13 protein-coding genes are annotated in these 16,366 nt (G+C 53.0%); 7 read left to right on the top strand and 6 right to left on the bottom strand.

Annotated features, from left to right (window positions below; genetic code table 11):
- Nucleotides 1-7: 7 nt before the first annotated feature.
- The 6 genes from J5067_RS09195 to J5067_RS09170 form a co-directional block, all read right to left on the bottom strand.
- On the bottom strand, nucleotides 8-337 hold the full coding sequence (locus tag J5067_RS09195) for a cytochrome o ubiquinol oxidase subunit IV (RefSeq protein ID WP_222158272.1): 330 nt from the start codon (nucleotides 335-337) through the stop codon (nucleotides 8-10).
- Nucleotides 337-960: a cytochrome o ubiquinol oxidase subunit III gene (locus tag J5067_RS09190; protein ID WP_264644930.1), complete on the bottom strand. Its 624-nt coding sequence runs from the start codon at nucleotides 958-960 to the stop codon at nucleotides 337-339. The genes J5067_RS09195 and J5067_RS09190 overlap by 1 nt, the downstream gene beginning before the upstream one ends.
- On the bottom strand, nucleotides 950-2,941 hold the full coding sequence (cyoB, locus tag J5067_RS09185) for a cytochrome o ubiquinol oxidase subunit I (RefSeq protein WP_264650948.1): 1,992 nt from the start codon (nucleotides 2,939-2,941) through the stop codon (nucleotides 950-952). Before cyoB ends, J5067_RS09190 begins: the two co-directional genes overlap by 11 nt.
- A gap of 4 nt (nucleotides 2,942-2,945) precedes the next feature.
- Complete coding sequence (gene cyoA / locus J5067_RS09180) at nucleotides 2,946-3,911, bottom strand: cytochrome o ubiquinol oxidase subunit II (protein ID WP_264644932.1); 966 nt, start codon at nucleotides 3,909-3,911, stop codon at nucleotides 2,946-2,948.
- A gap of 389 nt (nucleotides 3,912-4,300) precedes the next feature.
- Nucleotides 4,301-5,791: a muropeptide MFS transporter AmpG gene (ampG, locus tag J5067_RS09175; RefSeq protein WP_264650947.1), complete on the bottom strand. Its 1,491-nt coding sequence runs from the start codon at nucleotides 5,789-5,791 to the stop codon at nucleotides 4,301-4,303.
- A 54-nt stretch (nucleotides 5,792-5,845) separates the two neighbouring features.
- Nucleotides 5,846-6,424: a lipoprotein gene (locus J5067_RS09170; RefSeq protein ID WP_264650946.1), complete on the bottom strand. Its 579-nt coding sequence runs from the start codon at nucleotides 6,422-6,424 to the stop codon at nucleotides 5,846-5,848.
- 239 nt (nucleotides 6,425-6,663) lie between these two features.
- Between J5067_RS09170 and bolA the strand changes: the two genes are divergently transcribed.
- The 7 genes from bolA to ppiD all read left to right on the top strand — a co-directional run bounded on the left by bolA (nucleotide 6,664) and on the right by ppiD (nucleotide 16,290).
- Nucleotides 6,664-6,975 carry a transcriptional regulator BolA gene (gene bolA / locus J5067_RS09165; RefSeq protein WP_264644935.1) on the top strand — a complete coding sequence of 104 codons (312 nt, stop codon included), beginning with the start codon at nucleotides 6,664-6,666 and terminating at the stop codon, nucleotides 6,973-6,975.
- Nucleotides 6,976-7,261: 286 nt separating this feature from the next.
- Nucleotides 7,262-8,566, top strand: a complete 1,305-nt coding sequence (gene tig / locus J5067_RS09160) for a trigger factor (protein WP_264644936.1) — start codon at nucleotides 7,262-7,264, stop codon at nucleotides 8,564-8,566.
- 464 nt (nucleotides 8,567-9,030) lie between these two features.
- Entirely contained in the window at nucleotides 9,031-9,654 is a 624-nt protein-coding gene (gene clpP, locus J5067_RS09155) for an ATP-dependent Clp endopeptidase proteolytic subunit ClpP (protein ID WP_195315240.1), read from the top strand.
- Between the two features lie 113 nt (nucleotides 9,655-9,767).
- Nucleotides 9,768-11,042 carry an ATP-dependent protease ATP-binding subunit ClpX gene (clpX, locus tag J5067_RS09150; protein ID WP_264624316.1) on the top strand — a complete coding sequence of 425 codons (1,275 nt, stop codon included), beginning with the start codon at nucleotides 9,768-9,770 and terminating at the stop codon, nucleotides 11,040-11,042.
- Between the two features lie 191 nt (nucleotides 11,043-11,233).
- Nucleotides 11,234-13,642, top strand: coding sequence for an endopeptidase La (lon, locus tag J5067_RS09145; RefSeq protein ID WP_264644937.1), 2,409 nt, complete (start codon nucleotides 11,234-11,236; stop codon nucleotides 13,640-13,642).
- Between the two features lie 197 nt (nucleotides 13,643-13,839).
- Nucleotides 13,840-14,112 (top strand): nucleoid-associated protein HU-beta, encoded by a 273-nt coding sequence (gene hupB / locus J5067_RS09140; RefSeq protein ID WP_195315237.1) that lies wholly within the window; start codon nucleotides 13,840-13,842, stop codon nucleotides 14,110-14,112.
- Between the two features lie 291 nt (nucleotides 14,113-14,403).
- A complete protein-coding gene (ppiD, locus tag J5067_RS09135; protein WP_264650945.1) occupies nucleotides 14,404-16,290 on the top strand; it encodes a peptidylprolyl isomerase in 1,887 nt (628 codons plus the stop codon).
- The last annotated feature ends 76 nt before the right edge of the window (nucleotides 16,291-16,366 follow it).

Raw genomic sequence — 16,366 nt, 5'->3', positions numbered from 1 at the left:
GGCTCGATTACGGAATCATCATATTGTGGTGCGCGCTCAGCATAATCCAGATGGATCCTACTACCACGATGGCGATAATCAGAATGGCGAACACCAACGCTACCACGTTCCAGCGCTGCTCAGAAGAACTGTTCAGGTGCAGGAAGTAGACCAGGTGAACCAGTATCTGTACCACGGCACAGCCAACCACACCGGCCATGATCACGCTGGGGGAGGCGGCACCCGCCATCACCAGACCAAACGGGATCACGGTCAGAATGACCGACATGACAAAGCCGATGACATAAGACTGTACGCTACCGTGGCTGGCGCCGTGATCGGTCGTTGAATGACTCATTACATCGCCCCCATCAGATAAACTACGGTAAAGACACAAATCCATACCACGTCAAGGAAGTGCCAGAACAGGCTCAGGCACATCAAACGGGTTTTCACGGTAGGGGTGATGCCCCAGCGTGAAACCTGAATCATCATCACCACCAGCCAGATAAGGCCTGAGGTTACGTGGATTCCGTGGGTGCCGACCAGCGCAAAAAAGGCTGACAGGAACGCACTGCGATCCGGGCCGTACCCTTCTGCGATCAGGTGATGGAATTCATAGACTTCCATCCCGATAAACACCAGACCAAACAGGAAGGTGATAGCCAGCCAGGTGTTGATGCGCGCTACGTTGCCTTTGTACATGGCGATCATCGCCATGCCGAAGGTGATACTGCTCAATAGCAAAGCGAAGGTTTCGACCAGCACAAACTTGAGATCAAACAGATCTTTTCCGGACGGACCGCCCGCCGTGCCGGTTACCAGCACGGCATAGGTGGCGAACAGCGAGCCGAAAATGATCAAATCGCTCATGAGGTAAACCCAGAACCCCAGCACCTTGGTGCCGCTGGCGTCGTGGTGCCCATGCTCGGCATGGGCGTCATGAGCAGCGTGATGATGCGTCAGAGTTTCAGTTGTCATGTTTCACACCTGCTTTGCTGATATTGTCGAAGTGCTGGTTTTCAATCTCTTCGATCTGCTTGACCGGAACGTAGTAATCCACATCACGGTTAAAACTGTGCACAATCCAGGTCACGATCATGCCGACGAAACCGGCAATCGCCATCCACCAGATATGCCAGATCATCGCGAAGCCGAATACCAGACTGAACGCCGAGATAATCACGCCAGCGCCGGTGTTTTTCGGCATATGAATTTCTTCATAGCTGACCGGTTTCTTGTAGGCTTCACCGCGCTGTTTCTGTTCCCAGAAGGCATCGCGTTCCTGAACGTTCGGCACGATGGCGAAGTTGTAGAACGGCGGTGGGGAAGAGGTTGCCCACTCCAGCGTGCGGCCACCCCACGGGTCACCGGTCAAATCGCGGTTTTGGTCGCGATCGCGGATACTGACATAGAACTGCATCAGTTGGCACAGCACGCCAAGGCCAATCAGGGCGGCACCGACAGAGGCGACGACCAGCAGTGAGTGGAATTGCGGATCGATCTGTTGGCTAAGGCGACGGGTCATACCCATAAAGCCCAGCACATACAGCGGCATAAAGGCAGTGAAGAAGCCGATAATCCAGAACCAGAACGCGCGTTTGCCCCAGGTTTCGTTCAGCGTGAAGCCAAACGCTTTCGGGAACCAGTAAGTAATACCGGCAAAAATACCAAACACCACGCCGCCGATGATGACGTTATGGAAGTGCGCAATCAGGAACAGACTGTTGTGCAGCACAAAGTTGGCACCCGGCACTGCCAGCAGCACCCCGGTCATCCCACCGATGGTAAAGGTGATGATAAACCCGGTGGTCCACAACATGGCGGAGTTCGGTTGGATGCGGCCCTGATACATGGTGAACAGCCAGTTGAAGATTTTCACCCCGGTCGGGATGGAAATGATCATGGTGGCGATACCAAAGAAGGCGTTAACGTTCGCGCCGGACCCCATGGTGAAGAAGTGGTGCAGCCAGACGATAAACGACAGCACGGTAATGGCGATGGTCGCCCACACCAGCGAGGTATAGCCAAACAGGCGCTTCTTACAGAAGGTGGCAACCACTTCGGAGTAAACGCCGAAGATAGGCAGCACCAGAATGTACACCTCAGGATGGCCCCAGGCCCAGATGAGGTTGATGTACATCATCATGTTGCCGCCCATATCGTTGGTAAAGAAATGGGTGCCCAGATAGCGATCCAGGGTCAGCAACGCGATGGTGACGGTCAAAATCGGGAATGCGGCGATGATCAGCACGTTGGTGCACAGTGCCGTCCAGGTAAAGACCGGCATTTTCATCAGCGTCATGCCCGGTGCGCGCATACGGATAATGGTCGCGAAGAAGTTGACGCCGGTCAGCGTGGTGCCCAGACCGGAGATTTGTAGACTCCATATCCAGTAATCGACCCCTACGCCGGGACTGTACTCCTTGCCGGAAAGCGGCGGATAGGCCACCCAACCGGTTTGCGCAAATTCACCAATACCCAGCGACAGGTTGATCAGGACAACCCCCACCACGAACAGCCAGAAGCTGAGCGAGTTAAGGAAAGGGAAGGCCACGTCGCGCGCGCCGATTTGCAACGGCACCGCCAGGTTCATCAGACCGACCACAAACGGCGTTGCCACGAAGAAAATCATGATCACGCCGTGCGCGGTAAATATCTGATCGTAGTGGTGTGCATTCAGGAAGCCTGCCTCACCGGCAGATGCCAACACCTGCTGACCGCGCATCATGATGGCATCGGCAAAGCCGCGAATCATCATGATAAACGCGACGATCATATACATGATGCCGATGCGCTTGTGGTCTACCGAGGTGAACCATTCCGCCCACAGCCACTTCCATTTACCGAAATAAGTGATGGCCGCCAACAGGGCGAGGCCGCCGACGATGATGCCGGCCACCGTGACCATGATAATGGGTTCATGATACGGAACCGCATCAAGAGTTAGTTTTCCGAACATCGTCTTATCCCTCGGCGCCTTGGTGCGAGGCGTGCTCGCTCATGTTCATATTGTCACCGTGTTGCATGCCGCCTTGCTGCGTTTCGCTTTCAGCGTGGTGATGCGCAGGTGCGCCGCCACTTTGCGTGAATTTGCGAATCAGGTTTTCAAACAGCTCAGGTTGCACGCTGGAGAAGTACTCGACCGGGTGGAATTCGCTGGGTTTGGCCAGAGTATTAAACTCTTCCATGCTGTTCAGCGTTTTGCTGGACGCGCGCACGGTGGCAACCCACTGGTCGAACTCCTGCTGGCTTGGCGTGGCAATGGCGGTAAATTTCATGCCAGAGAAGCCTTTACCGCTGTAACCACCGGAAATACCGTCATATTTACCCGGTTCGTTGGCGATAAGATGCAGCTTGGTTTGCATGCCAGCCATGGCGTAGATCTGCCCACCCAGACGCGGGATGAAGAAAGAGTTCATCACGGTATCGGAGGTGATCTTGAAGTTCACCGGTACGTTGGTCGGGAACGCTAACTCGTTGACCGTGGCGATACCCAGTTCTGGGTAAACAAACAGCCATTTCCAGTCGAGGGAAATCACTTCGACGGTAATCGGCTTGGCATCGGAGACCAGCGGTTTATACGGATCCAGTGAATGGGTGGTTTTCCAGGTAATGGTACCCAGAATAAGAATGATGATGATGGGAACTGTCCATACCACCGCTTCAATCTTGTTGGAATGCGACCAGTTCGGGGTGTATTTCGCCTTGGTGTTGGAAGCACGGAACTTCCAGGCAAAAGCGATGGTCATCACGATTACCGGAATAACCACGATCAACATCAACCCGATTGCCGTCAGAATCAACGACCGTTGCTCCAACCCGACCTGTCCTTTGGGGTTCATCAATGCCATATCACAACCGCTCAGCAGTGCTGCGGCAGCGAATAAAGACAACATCCCAAAAATTTTATTGTATTTCCTGAGTCTCATCTAGCGACCTCAATAACAAGGGCTCTATTGTCATTTCATGCGAGCGGGCATTTTACGGTAAGGTTACTGCACTGTAAACATGATTAAGGTTATGTCAGCGCTTTGTTGCTGATTTTTGCCCTGAATGTCACAATTACCTTGTCGTTAGGAAAAATTTATTAAAAACAGTCAATTAAAATTTATCCCGTAGAGAAGTATGGATGGATAAAAAAAAATTACAACCCACCTAATGGGTAATTTTCCCTCGAAAGAACATCGCTTGCTCTAACACGTTTTCTCAACAATTAAATAGCCGAGAAAAAGCAAGCCAACGCTAAAATAACATTGGCCGATGTCAGACTATTGGAAAAAAAATAATACGATTGGGTGATAACCACGCGTGTTTATCGCTATTTGTGCGTATCGGCAGCGTGTGAATTTCTCAAGGATAAATAGTCGAGAAAACTCCCCAAAAGCGTGCCAGCGATTACCAAAATACACCCTAGCATCAGAAGGTTATCATTGATTGCTTCAACCGCATTGGCTCCCAGTGCGTGGGCGATGGTCAAGGTCAACCAGATGAATAACAAGGCACATCCGGCAGCCAGCATACGCAGCGCGAAGCGGTAGTGGCGGGGATAGGTCATGCGTACCATGAAGGTGCCGGTGCGTTGGGTGTATTCCAGGGTTTGTCGGCATACCAGCAGCAGGACTAATCCCGGCACTGAGACAGCAATGGTAAATAAATAGAACCAGGCCCAACCGTGGGTTTCTACAAACCAGCCTGCAATCGGGCCAACGTAGACGCGCCCGACGGCCGAGAGTGCGGAAAGCAGCGCAAACTGAGTGGCGGAAAATGACGTGTTGCATAAGGTCATCAGTAACGCAACGAATGCTGCCGTGCCCATCCCGCCGCACAGGTTTTCCAGAAAGATAACCCCTGCCATGCTAACCAGATGTTTGGTCGTGATCGCCAGCAGCCAGTAACCTGCGTTAGAGACGGCCTGCAAGATGCCGAATAGCAGCAGCGCACGGAACAAGGTCATGCGTTGCATTAACAACCCGCCGTACAAGGCACCAATAATGGTGGCGAGTAACCCCAACGTTTTGTTGACCAGTCCGACGTCGCCGGCATTGAAGCCTACGCCGCGAATCAGGAACGGGGTGCTCAGGCTCATTGCAAAGGCGTCGCCCAACTTATACAGCACGATCAGTAATAAAATCAGCCAGGCGTTATTGCGCGAAAAGAAGTCGCGCAACGGAGCAAACATTGCCTGTTCAAGGGTGCGCGGTGCCGGGGCATCCAATACCGGCTCTGGAGCACGTAAGGTGGCGATGATACCCGGCAGCAGCAGCAGTGCCATCAGCACATAGGTGGCGTGCCAGCCGAGGTAGCGATCGGCCAGCCACAGCGCTAGCCCACCGGAAACCAGCATGGCCAGACGGTAGCCCAATACTGAAATGGCCGCGCCCGAGCCGCGCTGATCGGCGGGCAACAGGTCGGTTTTGTAGGCGTCAAACACGATATCCTGCGAGGCCGAGCAAAATGCCACCAGAACGGCAATTGCGGCTAACCACCACAGATGCTTACCGGGCTCGAGCAGCGCCATTGAGGCTATCAATCCGATCAATAGTACCTGAGTGACCAGCAGCCAGCCACGGCGACGGCCGAGGAAGGGTGGGGTGTAGCGGTCCATCATCGGTGCCCACATAAACTTGAAAACATAGGCTTGTCCCACCAGGGAGAAGAAACCAATGGTTTTCAAATCGACGTTAGCGACAGTCATCCATGCCTGCAACGTACCGGAGGTCAGCGCCAGCGGTAGCCCGGACGCAAAACCCAACAGCAGCAGTGACAGAGAATACGGCTGACGAACAAGAGTAAAAAAGCGATGTAGCATGGCAGATCCTTTCCTCTATCCCACCGAGCAGGATAGAGGAAAACAGCGTGGGAATTATCGGGCGTTAGCCTTAATGAAGCCACTGACAGTGGTGTCTTGCGCCATATCATTGATGACATCGCCCAATACCGTATTGACAGCGTTGGTGATTTTTTCGTTGGTCGCGGTCAACGCGCCTTGAACGTTATAGGTTGAGCGGTAGTTTTTGACCTGTTTGTTGCCGTTAGCCGCCTGAGAGATGATCGAAATATCCGCGCGTGCGGTGATATTATGACGCAGGTTGCCTTCTGAAACGTCAGCATACAGCTGGTTTACTACGATTTGCAGCGCAACCGGGCCACCGGTACCGATCATGTAACCGCGTGCAGACATTTGTTTTTCCAGGGCTTCTTGCAACAGGAAACGCAGGTCGCGCGAAGGGGTCAAAACGATCAGTTGCCCGTCGCGGTTGATTTTAGCCAATGCCTGATCGGCGCGCTGATCGGCCCCGTTGATGCTGACGGTCACGCCCATCAGGGTTGGGTCTTGCGCTGGCACGTTAATTTTAGGAGAGACATCAAGCGTGTTGCTTTGATTGGCGCATCCGGCGAGCATCAGCACGGCCAATACGGGAAAAAACAGTTTTTTTAACATTGTGCATTTTCTCAGTAATGATTAGGGTGGTTCGCTGGTAAAAAATTCCCGTTATCATACCATTGCCCGCAGCGGGTGAAAGGACGAATTCAGGGGAAATACTCTGGAAATGGCCATTTTTTCGGCGCGATGCGGTGAGATATTGCGATCGCCGGATTGACAGATAGTGTGTTCACCGCATTTTGCTGCCAGTGGAATATACTGTCTGGCGAGATCAACAAGCAACAAAGGACGACGTCATGCATGCCACCATTGAGGCGAAATTGCGCGCAGCTTTTGCCCCCACGCATCTGGATGTGATCAATGAAAGCCATCAACACCGCGTGCCTGCGGGTTCGCAAAGCCATTTTAAGGTGGTGCTGGTGAGTGAAACCTTTACCGGACAGCGCACCATTGGCCGCCATCGTGCAGTGTATGCCACGCTGGCGACGGAACTGGAAAATGGCCTACACGCGCTGGCGCTGCATACTTATACGCCGCAAGAGTGGGCCGATGCGCAGGGTCAAGCCCCTAAATCGCCTGCCTGTGGCGGCGCAGGTATTGACGCCTGAAGGGTGTCAAAGAGGGATAAAAAGTGGCGCATAAGAGGTGACCGACATCAAAGCGCGCTTATCTTGTCACAATAGTCTGCGCGCTGTTCTCGACTCACTCCCTCTATGCCGCTATAATGCCGCGTCTTATTTTCCGGAAATGTCATCGGGACGCTTCTGACGACAAGGAACGGGGTTCAGATACCAGCTGTTGCTGTCCCGGTTCTGTGGGGTTATGTCCAAACCGACACCCATGCGTATATGGTTTTGGAGCTGACCGAGCACTGTGATTTTTTGAGGTAACAAGATGCAAGTTTCAGTTGAAACCACCCAAGGCCTTGGTCGCCGCGTAACAATTACCGTCACTGCGGATAGCATTGAAGAAGCGGTAAAAAAAGAGCTGGTTAACGTTGCTAAAAAAGCGCGCGTTGACGGTTTTCGTAAAGGCAAAGTGCCGATGAACGTTATCGCTCAGCGTTATGGTGCCTCCGTGCGTCAAGACGTGTTGGGCGATCTGATGCAGCGTCATTTCGTTGACGCCATCATCAAAGAAAAAATCAATCCCGTTGGTGCACCGAACTATGTGCCGGGCGAATACAAGCTGGATGCCGATTTCACCTACGCGGTAGAGTTTGAAGTCTATCCGGAAGTAGAGCTGAAAGGCCTGGACACCATCGAAGTAGAAAAACCGCTGGTTGACGTGGTTGATGCTGACGTTGATGCCATGCTGGAAACGCTGCGCAAGCAACAAGCCACCTGGAAAGATACCGATGCTGCCGCTGGCGCAGAAGATCGCGTAACCGTTGACTTTACCGGCACTATCGACGGTGAAGTGTTTGACGGTGGTAAAGCGTCTGATTTCGTTCTGGCCATGGGCCAGGGCCGCATGATCCCAGGCTTTGAAGAAGGTCTGGTGGGTCACAAAGCCGGTGATGAGTTCACTATCGACGTGACCTTCCCAGAAGACTACCACGCTGAAAACCTGAAAGGGAAAGCGGCTCAGTTTGCTATCGTTCTGAAGAAAGTGGAAGAGCGTGAACTGCCAGAACTGACCGCAGATTTCATCGCACGTTTCGGCGTGGCGGATGGCTCTGTTGACGGTCTGCGCGCTGAAGTGCGTAAAAACATGGAGCGCGAGCTGAAAGGCGCAGTGCGTAACCGTATCAAGTCTCAGGTGATCGACGGTCTGGTGAAAGCCAATGACATCGACGTTCCTGCTGCACTGATCGACGGCGAAATCGACGTTCTGCGTCAGCAAGCGGCACAACGCTTTGGTGGCAACGCCAAGCAAGCTGCTGAACTGCCGCGTGAACTGTTCGAAGAGCAAGCCAAACGCCGCGTTGTCGTGGGTCTGTTGCTGGGCGAAGTGATCAGCACCAACGAACTGAAAGCGGATGACGCTCGCGTTAACGCGCTGATCGAAGAGATGGCTTCTGCCTACGAAGATCCGCAAGAAGTGGTTGCTTACTACAGCAAAAACAAAGAGCTGATGAACAACATGCGCAACGTTGCTCTGGAAGAGCAAGCGGTTGAAGTGGTGTTGTCTAACGCGAAAGTGGTTGAGAAAGCCGTCAGCTTCAACGATCTGATGAACCAGCCTGCTACGGCGTAATTCGCTGTCTGGCTTCGGTCGGTTATCTTTGCCAAAAAAGCCCGCGCCTCTGGCGTGGGCTTTTTGTTATCACTGATTTATGTTTGAAAGCCTTATCCGTCACGGATAGGCCAGATTGCACTATGATAAGGCTAGGCGTGCGTGGCATTGAAACGTTTCGCGAGTGATAAAATCTGCATTGTCGCTTGGGCATGCAACATCTTATTTTCTATGCAAAACGTGGTTTGATATGCAAAGCATTGTAAACGCGGTGGGCACGATACCCCTTTAATCTAAAATAAAGGATAGTGTAAGCTTGAAATAGCGCGCAATGCCCCAACTAGAAGAAACAGAGGCGCGTGGTCATGGATTTTGGCGAGTCGGTGTCGTTCTTGAGGGATACGTGGGGCCGTGATGGTCAACCGCCGTTATCTCAAGTAGAATCTGATACATGGCACCAAAAGCATTTTATCGAGGAGAGGTGAATGTTATACAGTGGCGAACAAGAAAAATTAGCACCCCAGATGGCTTTGGTGCCGATGGTGGTAGAACAGACTTCGCGCGGGGAACGTTCTTACGATATTTTTTCCCGACTGCTTAAAGAACGCATCATCTTCCTGACCGGTCAGGTGGAAGATCACATGGCCAACCTGATCGTTGCTCAGATGCTTTTCCTGGAAGCCGAAAATCCGGAAAAAGATATTTATCTGTACATCAACTCTCCGGGTGGCGTGATTACCGCAGGGATGTCGATTTACGACACCATGAAATTTATTAAACCGGATGTCAGCACCATCTGTATGGGACAGGCCTGCTCGATGGGGGCTTTCCTGCTCACTGCCGGTGCCAAGGGCAAGCGTTTCTGCCTGCCGAATTCGCGCGTGATGATTCACCAACCGCTGGGCGGATTCCAGGGTCAGGCAACGGATATCGAAATTCATGCGCGTGAAATACTGAAAGTGAAGCAACGTATGAATGAGCTGATGGCTGAACATACGGGCAAACCTCTCGAAGTGATAGAGAGTGACACTGAGCGTGACCGTTTCCTCTCTGCCCATGAAGCGGTAGAGTATGGATTGGTTGACGCCGTGATGACACACCGCGAATAACGCCGCCAGCCATAGCGTACCTGTGGTTCACGAATGCGCGCTTGCGCGTGATTCAGGTTGTAGTGATATCGCTGTTGGGCCTGCGGGCAAGAGATAAAAGAAGAGGTTTACTGATGACAGACAAGCGCAAAGACGGTTCAGGGAAGTTGCTGTACTGTTCTTTCTGCGGCAAAAGCCAGCATGAGGTCCGTAAGCTGATTGCCGGGCCGTCAGTGTATATCTGCGATGAATGTGTCGATCTGTGCAATGACATCATTCGCGAAGAGATCAAGGAAGTGGCTCCGCATCGTGAACGCAGTGCGTTACCCACGCCCCATGAAATTCGCCGTCACCTGGATGATTATGTGATTGGTCAGGAGCAGGCGAAAAAGGTGCTGGCGGTTGCGGTTTACAATCACTACAAGCGCTTGCGCAATGGCGACAGCAGCAATGGCATCGAACTGGGCAAGAGTAACATTCTGCTGATTGGCCCGACCGGGAGTGGTAAAACCCTGTTAGCCGAAACGCTGGCCCGTTTCCTGGATGTGCCTTTCACCATGGCGGATGCCACCACGCTGACCGAAGCGGGCTACGTGGGTGAAGATGTGGAAAACATCATCCAGAAGCTGTTGCAAAAATGCGATTACGACGTACAGAAGGCGCAGCGCGGTATCGTGTACATCGATGAAATCGACAAGATTTCGCGTAAGTCCGATAACCCCTCCATCACCCGCGACGTGTCGGGCGAAGGGGTGCAGCAGGCCCTGCTGAAACTGATTGAAGGCACCATCGCTGCGGTACCGCCGCAAGGTGGGCGCAAGCATCCTCAGCAAGAGTTTTTGCAGGTTGATACCTCCAAGATCCTGTTCATCTGCGGTGGCGCATTTGCTGGCCTGGATAAAGTGATCGAGCAGCGCGTTGATACCGGTCGCGGTATCGGCTTTGCCGCAACGGTGAAAGGCTCGGCGCAAAAGGCTACCGAAGGCGAATTGCTGGGTCAGGTAGAACCGGGCGATTTGATCAAGTTTGGTCTGATTCCCGAATTTATCGGCCGTTTACCGGTGGTCGCGACGCTGAGAGAGCTGAGCGAAGATGCGCTGATCCAGATCCTGCGCGAACCGAAAAACGCGCTGACCAAACAGTATCAGGCGCTGTTCAATCTTGAAGGGGTTGAGCTGGAGTTCCGTGAAGAGGCGTTGACGGCGATTGCCAAGAAAGCCATGGCGCGTAAAACCGGCGCACGCGGTTTGCGCTCCATCGTGGAAGCGGCGTTGCTGGACACCATGTACGACCTGCCCTCCATGGAGAGCGTCGATAAAGTGGTGATCGATGAATCGGTGATTGCCGGTCAATCAGAGCCGATGCTGATCTACGGCAAACCTGAAGCACAGCAGGCTTCTGGCGAATAAATCGTCAATTGAACGTCTGACATAAGTTAAAAATGGGGGATTTTATCTCCCATTTTTTTTTTCGCATGTTCTGGTCGTTGAATGTCGGATATCTATCCCCATATACTCCAATACTTGTTGGCGAAACCCGTGACATCCGCGTTTCACGAGATTCCTTTAACCTGGCGGAAACGAAACTAAGAGAGAGCTCTATGAACCCTGAGCGTTCCGAACGCATTGAAATCCCCGTATTGCCGTTGCGCGATGTGGTGGTTTATCCGCACATGGTCATTCCGTTGTTTGTTGGCCGGGAGAAATCGATTCGTTGCCTTGAAGCCGCGATGGATCACGATAAAAAGATCATGTTGGTGGCACAAAAAGAGGCTTCAACGGATGAACCCAGTATTAACGATCTTTTCTCGGTAGGCACGGTCGCCTCCATTCTGCAAATGCTGAAACTGCCGGACGGCACGGTCAAAGTGCTGGTCGAAGGGTTGCAGCGCGCGCGTATCACCACGTTGTCTGACGGTGGCGAACACTTTGCCGCCCAGGCGGAATATCTCTCGTCGCCAGCGATTGAAGAGCGCGAGCAAGAAGTCCTGATGCGCACGGCGGTCAATCAGTTCGAGGGATACATCAAACTGAACAAGAAAATCCCGCCTGAAGTGTTGACCTCGCTGAACAGCATTGAAGATGCAGCGCGACTGGCGGACACCATTGCCGCCCACATGCCGCTGAAACTGGCTGATAAACAGTCCGTGCTGGAAATGTCTGATATTACGGAACGCCTCGAATATCTGATGGCGATGATGGAATCGGAAATCGACCTGTTGCAGGTGGAAAAACGTATTCGCAGTCGCGTGAAAAAGCAGATGGAGAAAAGCCAGCGCGAGTACTACCTCAACGAGCAGATGAAAGCGATTCAAAAAGAGCTCGGTGAGATGGACGATGCGCCGGACGAACACGAAGCGCTGAAACGCAAGATTGAAGCGGCCAAGATGCCGAAGGAAGCGCGGGAAAAAGCCGAAGCCGAGCTGCAAAAACTGAAGATGATGTCACCGATGTCCGCTGAGGCGACGGTGGTGCGCAGCTACATCGACTGGATGGTTCAGGTGCCGTGGAATGCGCGCAGCAAGGTGAAAAAAGACCTGGTCAAAGCGCAGGAAACCCTGGATACCGACCACTACGGTCTGGATCGCGTCAAAGAGCGTATTCTTGAATATCTCGCGGTACAAAGCCGTGTCAGCAAAATCAAGGGGCCGATTCTGTGCCTGGTCGGGCCGCCGGGGGTGGGGAAAACCTCTCTGGGGCAGTCCATCGCCAAGGCAACGGGGCGTGAATACGTGCGTATGGCGCTCGGTGGCGTGCGTGATGAAGCGGAAATTCGCGGTCACCGTCGTACTTATATTGGCTCACTGCCGGGCAAACTGATCCAGAAGATGGCCAAAATTGGGGTGAAAAACCCGCTGTTCCTGTTGGATGAGATCGACAAGATGTCGTCCGATATGCGTGGCGATCCGGCCTCTGCGCTGCTTGAAGTCCTGGATCCTGAGCAGAACGTCGCGTTCAACGACCACTATCTCGAAGTGGACTACGATCTGTCCGATGTGATGTTTGTTGCGACCTCTAACTCGATGAACATTCCTGCGCCGTTACTGGATCGTATGGAAGTCATTCGCCTGTCTGGCTACACCGAGGATGAGAAACTCAACATTGCCAAGCGCCATTTGCTGCCGAAGCAGATTGAACGCAACGCATTGAAGAAAGGTGAATTGACCGTCGATGACAGTGCTATCTCCGGGATTATCCGGTACTACACGCGTGAAGCTGGCGTGCGCAGTCTGGAGCGTGAAATCTCCAAACTGTGCCGTAAAGCGGTAAAAACGCTGTTGATGGATAAAACCGTTAAGCATATTGAGATTACGGGCGATAACCTTAAAGATTTCCTTGGCGTTCAGCGCTTTGACTATGGCCGCGCGGATGAAGAAAACCGTGTTGGGCAGGTCACTGGGTTGGCCTGGACGGAAGTCGGCGGTGATTTGCTGACCATTGAAACCGCGTGCGTGCCGGGCAAGGGGAAATTGACCTATACCGGTTCACTCGGGGAAGTGATGCAGGAATCTATCCAGGCGGCGCTCACCGTAGTGCGTGCGCGTGCTGAACGACTGGGTATCAATGCCGATTTCCATGAAAAACGTGATATCCACGTGCATGTGCCGGAAGGGGCAACGCCCAAAGATGGTCCAAGCGCCGGGATCGCCATGTGTACCGCGCTGGTTTCCTGCCTGACGGGTAACCCGGTGCGTGCCGATGTCGCGATGACCGGGGAAATCACGCTACGGGGTTTGGTATTACCGATCGGGGGCTTGAAAGAGAAGCTGTTAGCAGCCCATCGCGGTGGCATTAAGACGGTATTGATCCCTGACGAAAACAAACGCGACTTGGAAGAGATCCCGCCGAATGTGATCGCCGATCTGGACATTCACCCGGTTAAACGTATCGAGGAAGTGCTTGCGTTAGCGTTACAAAATCCGCCAGACGGTATGCAGCCGGAGCCTGTCAAGGCCAAGCGAGCGCCTGCCAAGGCGAAAGCGGTGCCCGCCAAGACCGTGAAAGAGTGACCTATCGCAAAAACCCTTGAGAAAAATCACGCTGGCAGCAGAAATGGCGCTTGCCAGCGTTTTTTTGTACCGCTAAGTTATGGCACTGTTAGTCTTAGCCAGTACGCTGTGCTAAGGTTTGACAGGATTGAAAAAAGCTACGTGTCGCGTTTTGGGGATATCCAGCGCGACAACAGGATTTCAGAGGGGATGAGAGAGTGAACAAGTCACAATTGATCGACAAAATTGCCGCAGATGCTGATATTTCCAAAGCGGCAGCAGGGCGTGTGTTAGATGCAATTATTGGTTCTGTTACCGATTCTCTGAAAGCAGGGGATGACGTTGCACTGGTAGGATTTGGAACGTTCTCCGTGCGTGAGCGTGCTGCTCGCACTGGGCGCAATCCGCAAACGGGCAAGGAAATCAGCATTCCAGCAGCAAAAGTACCGGGCTTCCGTGCCGGTAAATCGCTGAAAGACGCCGTTAACTGATTATCTCGTCACAGGTTTGTGCTGTAATCCGAGTACGTTACCAAACATTACCTGACGCCACGGTGTCGGTAAGGTAAGATAAGGGGCGCATCATTTTATGATGTGCCTTTTTTATGACGGGCGAACACTGCCCATCACCCTGCGGGGCGTCGCGTTGCGGCGTAACGTCTTTCCCGCTCCTCTCTCTGGCAGTTCATGCTCTGGCATTACGGTTCGCCAGCAGCGCAGGGAAGCGTGGTTTTAGCCAGCGCAGGGCGTGTTATCCATACTACAGCGGAGTGTTGTCACATTATGATGGACAATTTACGCGCGGCCGCTAATAACGTCGTGCTGAAAATTATTCTGGGCTTGATCGTCGCCTCCTTCGTATTGACGGGCGTGGGTGATTACCTTATCGGCGGTTCTAACGATTACGCCGCCAAAGTTAACGGGCAGGAAATCGGTCGTGCGCAGTTTGAACAAGCGGTGCAAAACGAGCGTAGCCGCATGCAGGAACAGTTGGGAGATAACTTTTCCGTGCTGGCAGGCAATGACGGTTATATGCAGCAGATGCGCCAGCAGGTGCTCTCACAGCTGATCGATGAGGCGCTGATTGACCAATACGCCCGCAAGCTTGGGCTCAACATCAGCGATGCACAGATCAAACAGGCAATATTCGCGGTTCCCGCTTTCCAGACCAATAACCAGTTCGATAACGAAAAGTACCTGGATCAGGTACGTCGTTTGGGCCTGACACCGGATCGCTATGCGGAATTGCTGCGTAAGCAACTGGTTACGCAGCAACTGATTCAGGGGCTGGGGGCAACGCAATTCTCGCTGCCAAAAGAGATCGACAGTCTGGTGGCGCAGGCCGCACAGGATCGTGTGGTGAGAACGGCAACGATTGACGTGGCCGCCATCGCCAAAACGCTCAACGTGACGGATGAAGAGATTAAGGGCTATTACGACAGTAACAAGAGCCGTTTTATCGACCCGGAAGCCTTCAAAGTCAGCTATCTGCTGCTGGATGCCGCACGCGTTATGGACAGTGTGAAACTCACTGATGCTGATATCGCGGCGTTCTACGAGAAGAACAAGCAAGAATTTACCCAACCTGAGCGTAAGCGCTTTAGCGTTATTCAGCTTAAAACCGAGGCGGATGCCCGTGCCGTGTTGGATGAGCTGAAAAACGGTGCCGATTTTGCCGCACTGGCAAAAGAAAAATCGCAGGATGTGGTCTCGCGCCGTAACGGTGGCGATCTGGGCTGGATGGATGCCAATGCCACGGTCGATGAATTGCAGCAGGCAAAACTGACCGAAAAAGGCCAAATATCCGAGCCAGTAAAATCCTCTGTGGGCTACCTGATTGTACGTCTGGATGACATCCAGGCCGCGCAGGTAAAACCGTTGAGTGCGGTGCGCGATGACATTGCCGTCAGAGCAAAACGTGAAAAAGCGCTGGATGAATTCTTTGCCGTGCAACGTAAAGTCAGCGAAGCGGCAAGCAATGACAATGAATCGTTGGCATCAGCGGAAGAAGCAGCCGGTCAAAAAGCCACTGCAACGGCCTGGTTTAGTCACGATCAAGTGCCTACTGAGCTGAATTTCCCGCAGGTGACGCAGGCTATTTTTGGCGGCACCCTGTTAGGGGATAACGGTGCTCCGGGCAGCAACTCCGATGTTATCGGCGTAGAGGGCGATCGCGCGATCGTGCTGCGTATCACCGATCACCGTGCAGAAACGCCGCGTCCTCTGGATCAGGTGCGTGACGAGATTGTACAAGTGCTGAAAGTGCAGAAAGCGCAGCAGCAGGCTAACCTACAGGCTGAAAAAATCCTGGTTGACCTGAAACAAGGTAAAGATGACTCGCTGAAAGCGGCCAACCTCAGCTTTAGTGCGCCAGAGACCTTGTCCTCCGTTTCTCAAGGCAACGTGTTGGCAGAAAGCGTGTTTGCCTTGCCCGTACCGCAAAAGGACAAGGTAAGCTATGGTGTTGCACGCGATCAGGCAGGCAATGTGGTACTGGTTGCGCTGGATAGCGTGAAACCCCACACCATTACTGATGAGCAGAAAGCACAGTTTACCAGCCAGGTTGAGCAGAGCGCGGTGACAACGCTGTTTGATACCTTGGTTTCCAGCTTGCGCACTGAAGCGACCATCAAATTAGGTGCCGCCGCTCAGGAGCAGCAACCGCAATAAGCGCAGCCAACGCATCTGCAACGTGAAGTATGAAGGGTATATGCATTAATTTGTAATCCGCTGTAATAACAAAAGG

The organism is Candidatus Symbiopectobacterium sp. NZEC151 (genome assembly GCF_025962655.1).
GTDB lineage: Bacteria > Pseudomonadota > Gammaproteobacteria > Enterobacterales > Enterobacteriaceae > Symbiopectobacterium.
The sequence above is the reverse complement of the archived record's forward strand: the minus strand, read 5'-3'. Positions and strand labels throughout refer to the sequence as shown.